This window comes from Microvirga sp. GN3, from assembly GCF_055792825.1.
The window spans coordinates 18711-28538 of sequence record NZ_JBVVAK010000105.1; the positions used below are offsets into that span (position 1 = coordinate 18711).

A 9828-nucleotide genomic window follows, 5' to 3' on the forward strand; every position below is an offset into this window, starting at 1 on the left:
CCGTAATGCGAACCACGGGACGAGGTCCCGTAGCTCCATCTTCCCGCGAGGATACGGCCGCCGACCACCCTGTCCCACCAGCCGCCGGCATAGGAGCGCCCTTCTACCTCGATGCCCTGGAGCAGGGCACCAAGCGTAATGCCCTGCGACAGCGTCGCGACGATCGAGCCCGTCGTGAAGGCGAAGTCCCAGTAACGCCGATGCCCGGGATCGCGCCAGCGGAACTCGAAGGCCACGCCACGGAGGATCAGCGCCAGCATCATGGCGATGATCGGGGCGTAGAGGGCCGGCAGGATGATGGCATAGGCGAGCGGAAAGGCCGCCATGAGGCCGCCACCGCCCAGCACCAGCCACGTCTCATTGCCGTCCCAGACCGGGGCGACCGAGTTCATGGCGCTGTCACGCTCCGGTCCAGGACTGAAGAAGGGGAACAGGATGCCGATGCCGAGATCGAAGCCATCCATCACCACGTAGGCGAAGACCGCGAACGCGATGATGAATGCCCAGAGCGTCGGGAGGTCGAGAAGGGTTGTCATGATCTGGCCTCCGCGCCGAGGGTGCGGTTGGGATCGACCGAGGGTGCCGGAGTGATGCCGGCGGTGCGGATGGGATGGTCGGGTCCGGCCTCGGGCCCTGTCTCGCCGCGGAGCGGCGGCTTGCCCATGAGCTTGAGGATGTAGCCGGTGCCGGCCCCGAACACGATGAAGTAGACGACGATAAAGGTTAGCAACGAGGCGGCCACGGCCGGAGCCTCGAGCGGCGAGGCCGACGCCGCGGTCTTGAGCAGGCCATAGACGGTGAAGGGTTGGCGACCGACCTCTGTGGTGACCCAGCCGGCGATCACGGCCACGAAGCCCGCCGGACCCATGGCCAAGGCCAGCCAGTGTAGCGGGTGCCACTCGTAGAGCTTGCCGCGGAATCGGGCCCAAAGACTGAGCATGCCGAGGCCCAGCATCGCGAAGCCGAGCCCCACCATGACGCGGAAGGACCAGAACACGAGGGGCACGTAGGGCCAGTTGGCGCGGTCGAATGTGTCGAGTCCATCCACCGGGGCATTCAAGTCGTGCTTGAGGATGAGTGACCCTACTTTCGGGATCTCGACGGCATTACGCACTATGCCGGCCTCCTGGTCGGGCATGCCGAACAGGATCAAGGGCGCACCCTCAGGATGGCTCTCGAAGTGTCCCTCCATCGCCATGACCTTGGCGGGCTGGTGCTCGAGGGTGTTGAGGCCGTGCATGTCGCCGGCGAGGATCTGGAGCGGGGCGACGACCGCCACCATGCCCATCGCCATCGAGAACATCACCCGGGCGCCCTTGTTGGTGCGCTCGCGCAGGAGATGCCAGGCGCCGACGCCACCGACCACCAGAGCCGTGGTGAGATACGCCGCCATCACCGTATGCACCAGGCGATAGGGGAACGACGGGTTGAACACGATGGCCCACCAGTCCTGCGGCACGAACTGCCCGGCCTCGTTCACGCTGTAGCCGACCGGGGTCTGCATCCAGGAATTGGCGGACAGGATCCAGAAGGCCGAGATGAAGGTGCCGATGGCGACCGCAAGAGTAGCTGCGAAGTGCAGCCGTCGCCCGACGCGCCCCATGCCGAACAGCATGATGCCGAGGAAGCCGGCCTCCAGGAAGAAGGCGGTCAGGACCTCGTAGGCCATCAGGGGGCCGACGATCGGCCCGGCCTTGTCGGAGAACACAGCCCAGTTGGTGCCGAACTGATAGGACATGACAATGCCCGAGACAACGCCCATGGCAAACGCCAGAGCAAAGATCTTGAGCCAGTACTTGAACAGATTGAGATAAACCTCGCGCCCGGTCCACAGCCACAGCCCTTCCAGCACCGCAAGGTAGCTCGCCAGCCCGATCGAGAAGGACGGGAAGATGAAGTGAAAGGAGACCGTGAACGCGAACTGGAACCGCGCCAGTAGCAGGCGTCGAACTGGTCAAACATCCCGTCCTCCCAGAGATAGGTCTGCGGCTGATCGTGTCTGACCCGCCGCGAAGCGGGCAAAGAGGCCTTCCATGGCACCTCTCCAAAGTTTCTGCGAATGAGCTGTCCGGGGCGTTACGGCACCCGGCAGGTCGAATCGGACGAAATTTCGGCTCCTGCTATTGTCTTTATTTAATCTGCATGCAAGCAACATACGCAGCTGAATGCGTGACATTGAGGCAGGGCAGATATGCATTCCGGCATCGCGACATTTCTCCCGGTAAATCATAGAAGTCGCTCCCAACCTTAGGTCGCTATTTGTATGGATTAGCGTACATACAAGGCCAGCGTCGCTTGCTTCAGGAGAGATCGATGAACACTCAACTCGCTTTCGACCGCCGGTCCCTCACAGCGACGTTCGATCCTGATCAGTTTTTCCAGCAGTCCCTGGAGGTCCTGAAGGCGGACGGGCGCTACCGGATCTTTCTCGAGCTGGAACGCAGAGCGGGGGAGTTCCCACTCGCGAACGTGCCGGGGCGACAGGAGCCTGTCGTCGTGTGGTGCTCGAACGACTACCTCGGCATGGGCCAGCATCCGGCGGTGCTCAAGGCCATGCACGACGCCATCGACCGGGTAGGGACCGGGGCCGGGGGAACCCGCAACATCTCCGGCAACACCCGCGACCACGTCCTGCTCGAGCGCGAGCTCGCAGACCTGCACGGCAAGGAGGCGGCGCTCGTCTTCGCCACGGGCTACGTGACCAACGAGGCCGCGCTCTCCACGCTCGCCGGGATGATCCCGGGCTGCATCGTGTACTCGGATGCCCTGAACCACGCCTCCATGATCGCGGGCATCCGCCACTCCAAGGCCGAGAAGCGCATCTTCCGGCACAACGACATGGAGGATCTCGAGCGCCTGATGGCGGTCGACGACCCGGCGCGGCCAAAGCTGGTGTGCTTCGAGAGCGTGTACTCGATGGACGCGGACGTCAGCCCGATCAGAGCGATCTGCGACATCGCCGAGCGCTACGGTGCCATGACCTACCTCGACGAGGTCCATGCAGTCGGGCTGTATGGCGAGCGTGGCGGTGGGGTGGCCGAGCGCGAGGGCCAGATGCACCGCCTGACGGTGATCCAGGGAACGCTGGGGAAGGCGTTCGGCTGCGGCGGCGGCTATATCGCGGCCTCGGCACCCTTGATCGACTTCGTGCGCAGCCATGCGCCTGGCTTCATCTTCACCACGTCGATGCCGCCAGCCGTCGCGGCCGCGGCCCGCGCGAGCGTGGCGCACCTCAAGGCGAGCACCGCCGAGCGCAAGCGGCACCAGGAGGTCGTGGCCACCGTGAAGAGCCGTCTCAAGGCGGCGGGGATTCCCGTGATGCCGTCCGAGACCCACCTCGTCCCGGTATTTGTGGGCGATGCCCATCTGGTCCGGCGCATCGCGGACGACCTGCTGGAGCGGCACGGAATTTACATCCAGCCGATCAACTACCCCACCGTGCCGCGTGGGACCGAGCGGCTGCGGATCACGCCGACCCCGCTCCACACGTGCGAGCAGGTGGACCACCTCGTCGAGGCGCTGACGGCGGTGTTCCAGGCGCACGGACTCGGGATGGGGCGCACGGCATGACGTTCGAGCGAGAGAACGTGCGGCACATGGGCGGATACGTCCCGGGCGAGCAGCTAGCACGAGCAGGGGCCAAGGTGAATACCAACGAGAACCCGTTCCCGCCTTGCGAGGCGGTTCTCGCGGCTTTGGCCGGCATCGACGGGGAGATGCTGCGCCGCTATCCCGATCCCACGGCCTGGGGCTTCCGCACCGCGGCCGCCCGCCTGCATGGCCTGACGGCGGATCACATCGTCGCCACCAATGGCGGCGACGAACTCCTGCGGCTGGCGCTGACGACGTTCCTGCCGCCCGGCGCCCCGCTCGGCCTCGCGGAGCCGAGCTATTCCCTCTATCCGGTGTTGGCCGCCATCCATGGCAGCCCGCTGTGTCGGGTGCCGTTGAATGACGACTGGTCCGTGTCATCGGACATCGCTCGCAGATGGAACAAGGCCGGAGCCAGGCTGGCGATCCTCGTCAACCCGCATGCCCCGTCGGGGCGGCTCACATCGGCGCGGGACCTGGCGCAAGTGGCACGGGCCTTCAAGGGCGTGCTGGTCGTGGACGAGGCCTATGTCGATTTTGTCGATCCGGCGGTCGGACATGACACCATCGACCTGGTGCGGGAGCGCGATAACGTTTTGCTCTTGCGGACGATGAGCAAGGGCTACTCCCTTGCCGGCCTGCGCCTGGGCTACGGGATCGGCTCGCCCGGTCTCGTGGCGCCGATGGCGTCGAAGACAAAGGATTCGTACAACGTGGACTCGGTCACCCAGAGGGTGGGTGAGGCGGCCCTTCGCCACCGGGACGAGGCGGCTGCGAGCTGGGCGTTCGTCCGTGCCGAGAGGGCCCGCATGACGCGGGAGTTCTTCAGCCGGGGATTCGCCTGCGCTCCCTCGCAGGCAAACTTCCTGCTCGCGACCATGAGCCCGCATCCACGTGGGACGGCAAGGCGTCTGTTAAGGGGATTGGCGGACGAGGGAATCTTCGTCAGGTGGTTCGACCAGGATCGGCTGCGCGCCAGCCTGCGCATTTCGATCGGCACCACGGCCGAGAACGCTTCATTGCTTGAGGCGTTGGACCGCCTGCTCCCGCAGGGATCCTGAGCCAGGCTCCTCCTGCTGCGATCGATAACCGTTTGGGAGTTCACTTGGTGGAGGTTTCCGCGGTCCTGCCGTTCTTCGATGGGAAATACGTGTACGAAAGGGTGATGTCGTGCACCTCGGCCATGCCTGGGTCGTCCGCGATGGCTGGGTCGATAAAGAACACCACCGCTGCTTCCATGGTCTCGCCCGCCTTGAGGGTGTTCTCCTGGAAGCAGAAGCATTCCAGCTTCATGAAGTGGCCGCCCGCAAGCTCCGGCAGGACGTTGAAGGCCGCCATGGCCGTGGCCGGGGCATCGCCCGTGTTCTGGATCTTGTACGTGATGGTCTGGGTCTCGCCGGCCTTGACCTTGATCGCGGGCGTCTCCGGCGTGAAGCGCCAGCGAAGATTGGGCGCGACGTTCGCATCGAACCGGATGGTGAGCGTGCGGTCGAGCACTCTGGAGGCCGGCCCGGAGGCGAGCATTGGGGTGCCGCCGAAGCCCGTGACGGAACAGAAGAGGTCGTAGAGCGGGACGGAGGCATAGGCGAGGCCCAGCATGCCGGCAGCGACGGTGAGGCAGGTCAGGGCCGTGTTGCGGGTTCGTCCCGCGGGCGAACGATCGGTGTCGGACATGGCGGCAGCCTTCGGTGATAGGGAGGGACTGACGGCTCAGCCGCGGGAACCGACCGGGCCGGAGGTGGGCGGTCCTTTATTCGGCGCTTGCTGCGGGATCTCGAAGCGTCCTTCCTCGGCCTTGTGAAAGTACTGGCTCGCGACCAGCATGCCCTTGGTGGGACGGATCGGCGGAATGCAGGTCAGCAGCAGGAACGGCAAGGAGGTGAGCACGTGCACCCAGAAGGAGGGCTCCCAGGTTGTCTCGACCCACACGCCGAACGCCGCCGCCGGGATGCCCATGATGATCATGACGAAGAAGGCCGGGCCGTCGGCCGGGTCGGCGAAGGAGTAGTCGAGACCACAGGCCTCGCAGCGCGGGGCGAGGGTCAGGAAGCCGTTGAACAGGCGGCCCTTGCCGCACCGGGGGCAGCGGCACTTGAGGCCGTGCTTGAGGATGGCATCCTTGGCGGTCAGGGTCTTGGTCATCTCAGATCCTTCAGATCTAGGCCCGGTTTTCTGGGTAGCTGTATATGTATGGATTGACTGTCCATACATTAGACGATAATTTCGGTACTCGGGCTGGGAAGGTACAACGGACCGGGTCGAGGTTTGCACTAGTCCGCTTTGCACATTATGTATGTCGTGCATGAGCCATACATTTACAAGACAAGAAGGTCAAGGAAACGTGTTGTCCTGGTTGCCGCAGATCGAGAAGGAAAGCGGGCCGAAGTACCTGGCCATCGCGGAGGCTCTGCTGGCCGACGTGCAGTCCGGACGCCTCAAGCCCGGGTACCGCCTGCCGCCGCAGCGCCAGCTCGCGAAGGAACTCGGAGTGGACCTCACCACCGTCACCCGCGCCTTCAACGAGGCCCGCAGGATGGGGCTGATCGAGGCCAACACCGGACGGGGGAGCTACGTGCGGGGCAAGGCGCTGGAGCAGGACAACGTCGGGCCTGCCGACTCCCCGATCATCGACCTGAGCATGAACATGCCGCCGCAGCCATCGGCGGCGAGGCTGCGCGAGCGTATCCAGGAGGGAGTTGCAGGTGTCCTTTCGTCTCCCCACGGACTCATGCACCTGCACTACCAGGAGAGTGTTGGGGCCAGGCCGGATCGCGCGGCAGCCGCCCGATGGCTCGGCGCACGCCTGGGTCCGGTCCCGGTCGATCGCCTCGTGGTGACATCAGGCGCCCAGACGGCGCTCTATGCCGTCGTGCGGGTTCTGGTTCAGGCGGGCGAGGCCATCGGCGTGCCGGATCTCACTTATCCGGGCCTGCGCGCGATCGCCGAGCAGCTCAAGGTGCGGCTGGTGCCCGTAGCCATGGACCGCGAGGGGATCGACCCTGCCGCTCTGGAGGACGCATGCCGGCGTGAGAAGCTGAGAGCGGTCTACTGCGTCCCCACCGTCCACAATCCGACAACCGCGACCATGTCCACCCAGCGGCGCGAAGCTGTCGCCGAAGTGGCACGCCGCACCGGCATCGCGATTATCGAGGATGACGCCTACGGCGCACTGCCCCGCCAGGCTCCGGCACCGATCGCAGCGCTCGCGCCGGAGATCACCTGGCACATCGCCACCCTGTCGAAGTGCGTAACACCCGCCCTGAGGACGGCCTACGTGGTTACACCCAGGTTTGCCGACACCCTGCGGCTCGCGGCAGAAATCCGGGCCATGTCCCTGATGATGCCGCCCCTCATGGCGGCACTCGCCTCGAAATGGATCCTGGACGGCACGCTGGATGCCATCACGGTGGCCATTCGCGAGGAGAGCGCCGCCCGACAGACCATCGCAGGTCGGGTCCTGCAAGGCATTGAGTTCCAGGCGCACCCGGAAGGGCATCATCTCTGGCTGACCCTGCCGGAGCGTTGGCGCCGGACCGACCTCAACCTCTATGCGCGGCAGTCGGGCCTTGCCCTAGTGCCAAGCGAGGCCTTCGCGGTCGGGCCTGCTCCGGAGGCCATTCGCGTCTCTCTTGGCGCGGCGCAGAACCAAGCCATGCTGGAACGCGGGCTCAACCTTCTGGCGACGGTCCTGTCGTATGGCCCCAGCGCTCTGTCCTCGATCGTGTGACCTGCTTAAAGCGCGGGTACTGTCGCGTCCTCAATCAGCGCGAGGGGATCGCGACGACGTAACAGCTAACTCGATCCCCTGGTGGGGCGGACCCCGATGGAATGGATAAACGGGAGCCGTAAAGGTCGCCTAATGGCAGGGGGCGGAAGTGCACCGAATGTCCGCTTACGCGGGAGCACCAGACATTCCAAAAAGTCGGCGAACTTCATGCCTGACCTATTGCGATCCTAAAGATCTGGACGGCGAACGACCGCATGGGGAGCCGGTTTTTCGATTGAGCTGCGCGGACGACGGGGACGCGTCCCCGTCGTCCAAGTAAAGTTAGACGATGGACTGGACTGTCTCCTCCTCCAACATCGTCTCCCTTCTCTTTCATCAGCGGATGGAGAGCACTCGATTTGATTGTGATGCCATCCTGAGGACAGGGTGGCATCAAGCAAACTCACCTGTTGGTCAGCGACATGGCTGCATCGCCATAGCGCTTGCCGGCGAATTTTTCCGGCGCCAGCATGTCGCCGAGCGACTTCAGCTCCTCCGGTGAAAGCGTAATATCCGCAGCGGCGACGTTCTGCTCCAGATGCGCGATCTTCCGTGCACCGGGAATGGGCACGATAAAATCTCCCTGGTTGATGACCCAGGCAAGCGCGAGCTGTGCGGCTGTCACGCCCTTTTCCGCCGCCATCTCTTCCAGCATTTTCACGAGCGAGGCGTTGGCGGCCATGTTCTCGGGACTGAAGCGGGGAAGCGTCCGTCGGAAATCCTCGGCGCCGAAATCCTCCGGCTTCTGGATCTTGCCCGTCAGAAAGCCGCGGCCGAGCGGGCTGAACGGCACGAAGCCGATGCCGAGTTCACGGCAGGTATCGAGGATTTCGCCTTCCGGATCGCGGGTCCAGAGCGAATATTCGCTCTGAAGAGCGGAAATCGGATGGACGGCGTGGGCCCGGCGGATGATGGCGGCGCCCGCCTCAGAAAGGCCGAGCGCGCGCACCTTGCCTTCCTTCACAAGGTCCGCCATGGCGCCGACGGTATCCTCGATTGGCACCTGCGGGTCGAGGCGGTGCTGGTAGAAAAGGTCGATCACCTCGACCCCGAGCCGTTTCAGCGACGCCTCGGCCACTTCGCGGACATGTTCCGGCCGGCTGTCGACGCCAGACATGGCGTCCGCGCCCTTCTTGCTTGTGTCGAGCCGGAAGCCGAACTTGGTGGCGATCACCATCTTGTCGCGGTAGGGCATCAATGCCTTGCCGACCAGGATTTCATTTTCGAACGGGCCATAGGCCTCAGCTGTGTCGAAGAAGGTGACCCCGAGCTCGACAGCCCGATGAAGTGTGCGGATGGACTCCTGCTCGTCTTGGCCACCATATGCGTGGCTCATACCCATGCAGCCGAGCCCAACGGCCGAAACGGTGAGGTGGGGACCGAGTTTGCGTGTCTTCATCAGTTCGTTCCTTCTATTTAACGCCATAGATCCACCGGCAAGCTGGCCAGCGATGCCTAGTTCTGTCCGGCCGTGGGTCTCTCGCATTGCAGGGACGGGCTTTCTGTTGGGGTGGTATTGCCCAAAGCTGTCAGCGCGGCGATCGTTGCAGTCTCGCGGCCGCGCAGATTGAGGTCCGGTCGGCTGTCGATGTTGCCGAAAGGAAACTCGAACAGATAGGTTGCAAAGTCGGGCGCCATGTCTGCCAAGGCCGCGATCACATTGCTGCCGCTTCGCCGTCAATTTCAGCGAGCATGCGCCGGCCGCGCTCGAGCCGGCTTTCGTCGGCGCTCTGGAGGTGCTGGGTCATATTCCTTTCTCCTCATCGTTGTGGCGGTGTAGCCGGCGATCTTGTTGTCGAGGAGGAGAAGGCAATCCGACAGCTCGGCCAGGCGGGCACGCACACGTTCGCGATGCTGTTCCAGCAGCTCACGGCGTTCCGCTTCCGTGTCGACGCCGCGCTCCCGCAAGGCTGCGTAGCGCAGCATCTCCCGGATCGGCATGCCGGTCATCTTCAAACGGCCGAGGAACTCGATCCAGACCAGGATTGATGCGTCGTAGTCACGCTGGCCCGATTGGTCTCTGTCGGCATATGGAAGCAGCCCTATCCGCTCATAGTAACGGATGGTGTGGGCCGACAACCCCGAGCACTTTGCCAGTTCCCCGATCTTCATGGATGCTCTCTTTCGCCACGATGCTTCCAAGGCTAGGGGTTGGAGCGCACTCTAAGTCAAGGGGCAAAATGGCTTCGCCAGTGCCGCAATAGAGGCGACAGTTGTGCGTCGTCCGTAGGTCGATAGCAGAAGGACCGCAGTCCGAGCCAAAAGGCAGCTCTTGGGGTCCCCGGACCAAAGAGCTTGGCCGGCTTTGGTGCTTCAAAGCCGATGTTTGTTGCGCGACCTGAATGTCTGACCCATTTGTATGGACCGGCCGTGCGTCGCAAGAGGCTTTTCGAGATGGCGAGGTTGGTCTTGCGCTCATGGATCCGGCCCATGTGGAGCGATTGCTCCTGGCCATCATGGATATCCGCGCG

At 64.1% G+C, this 9828-nt stretch carries 8 protein-coding genes and 2 pseudogenes; 3 read left to right on the top strand and 7 right to left on the bottom strand.

Annotated features, from left to right (window positions below; all coding sequences use genetic code 11):
- A pseudogene (locus tag ACS5Q1_RS33465) lies at window positions 1–536 on the bottom strand (cytochrome d ubiquinol oxidase subunit II); the annotation flags it as partial.
- Window positions 533–1942: a cytochrome ubiquinol oxidase subunit I gene (locus ACS5Q1_RS33470; protein WP_473102268.1), complete on the bottom strand. Its 1410-nt coding sequence runs from the start codon at window positions 1940–1942 to the stop codon at window positions 533–535. The pseudogene ACS5Q1_RS33465 and the gene ACS5Q1_RS33470, both read right to left, overlap by 4 nt.
- A 371-nt stretch (window positions 1943–2313) precedes the next feature.
- On the opposite strand from ACS5Q1_RS33470, the gene hemA reads away from it, so the two are divergent.
- Both hemA and ACS5Q1_RS33480 read left to right on the top strand, forming a co-directional pair.
- Entirely contained in the window at window positions 2314–3570 is a 1257-nt protein-coding gene (gene hemA / locus ACS5Q1_RS33475; RefSeq protein ID WP_473102261.1) for a 5-aminolevulinate synthase, read from the top strand.
- Complete coding sequence (locus ACS5Q1_RS33480; RefSeq protein WP_473102262.1) at window positions 3567–4652, top strand: pyridoxal phosphate-dependent aminotransferase; 1086 nt, start codon at window positions 3567–3569, stop codon at window positions 4650–4652. The genes hemA and ACS5Q1_RS33480 overlap by 4 nt, the downstream gene beginning before the upstream one ends.
- A 40-nt stretch (window positions 4653–4692) precedes the next feature.
- Here the strand turns inward: ACS5Q1_RS33480 and ACS5Q1_RS33485 are convergent, their stop codons facing one another.
- Both ACS5Q1_RS33485 and ACS5Q1_RS33490 read right to left on the bottom strand, forming a co-directional pair.
- Window positions 4693–5265: a cytochrome c oxidase assembly protein gene (locus tag ACS5Q1_RS33485; protein ID WP_473102263.1), complete on the bottom strand. Its 573-nt coding sequence runs from the start codon at window positions 5263–5265 to the stop codon at window positions 4693–4695.
- A gap of 36 nt (window positions 5266–5301) precedes the next feature.
- Window positions 5302–5733 (bottom strand): DUF983 domain-containing protein, encoded by a 432-nt coding sequence (locus tag ACS5Q1_RS33490; protein ID WP_473102264.1) that lies wholly within the window; start codon window positions 5731–5733, stop codon window positions 5302–5304.
- 199 nt (window positions 5734–5932) lie between these two features.
- On the opposite strand from ACS5Q1_RS33490, the gene ACS5Q1_RS33495 reads away from it, so the two are divergent.
- Complete coding sequence (locus ACS5Q1_RS33495; protein ID WP_473102265.1) at window positions 5933–7318, top strand: aminotransferase-like domain-containing protein; 1386 nt, start codon at window positions 5933–5935, stop codon at window positions 7316–7318.
- A gap of 442 nt (window positions 7319–7760) precedes the next feature.
- Here ACS5Q1_RS33495 and ACS5Q1_RS33500 read toward each other — a convergent pair whose 3' ends face one another.
- The 3 genes and pseudogenes from ACS5Q1_RS33500 to ACS5Q1_RS33510 form a co-directional block, all read right to left on the bottom strand.
- Window positions 7761–8756, bottom strand: coding sequence for an aldo/keto reductase (locus tag ACS5Q1_RS33500; protein ID WP_473102266.1), 996 nt, complete (start codon window positions 8754–8756; stop codon window positions 7761–7763).
- A gap of 107 nt (window positions 8757–8863) precedes the next feature.
- Window positions 8864–9105 (bottom strand): annotated as a pseudogene (locus ACS5Q1_RS33505) (carboxymuconolactone decarboxylase family protein); the annotation flags it as partial.
- Window positions 9041–9469, bottom strand: coding sequence for a MerR family transcriptional regulator (locus ACS5Q1_RS33510; RefSeq protein WP_473102267.1), 429 nt, complete (start codon window positions 9467–9469; stop codon window positions 9041–9043). The pseudogene ACS5Q1_RS33505 and the gene ACS5Q1_RS33510, both read right to left, overlap by 65 nt.
- Window positions 9470–9828 lie beyond the last annotated feature (359 nt).

Coding starts and splice junctions, on each gene's coding strand:
- hemA (WP_473102261.1), top strand. CDS start 2,314: ATGAACACTCAACTCGCTTTCGACCGCCGGTCCCTCACAGCGACGTTC.
- ACS5Q1_RS33510 (WP_473102267.1), bottom strand. CDS start 9,469: ATGAAGATCGGGGAACTGGCAAAGTGCTCGGGGTTGTCGGCCCACACC.
- ACS5Q1_RS33480 (WP_473102262.1), top strand. CDS start 3,567: ATGACGTTCGAGCGAGAGAACGTGCGGCACATGGGCGGATACGTCCCG.
- ACS5Q1_RS33500 (WP_473102266.1), bottom strand. CDS start 8,756: ATGAAGACACGCAAACTCGGTCCCCACCTCACCGTTTCGGCCGTTGGG.
- ACS5Q1_RS33490 (WP_473102264.1), bottom strand. CDS start 5,733: ATGACCAAGACCCTGACCGCCAAGGATGCCATCCTCAAGCACGGCCTC.
- ACS5Q1_RS33485 (WP_473102263.1), bottom strand. CDS start 5,265: ATGTCCGACACCGATCGTTCGCCCGCGGGACGAACCCGCAACACGGCC.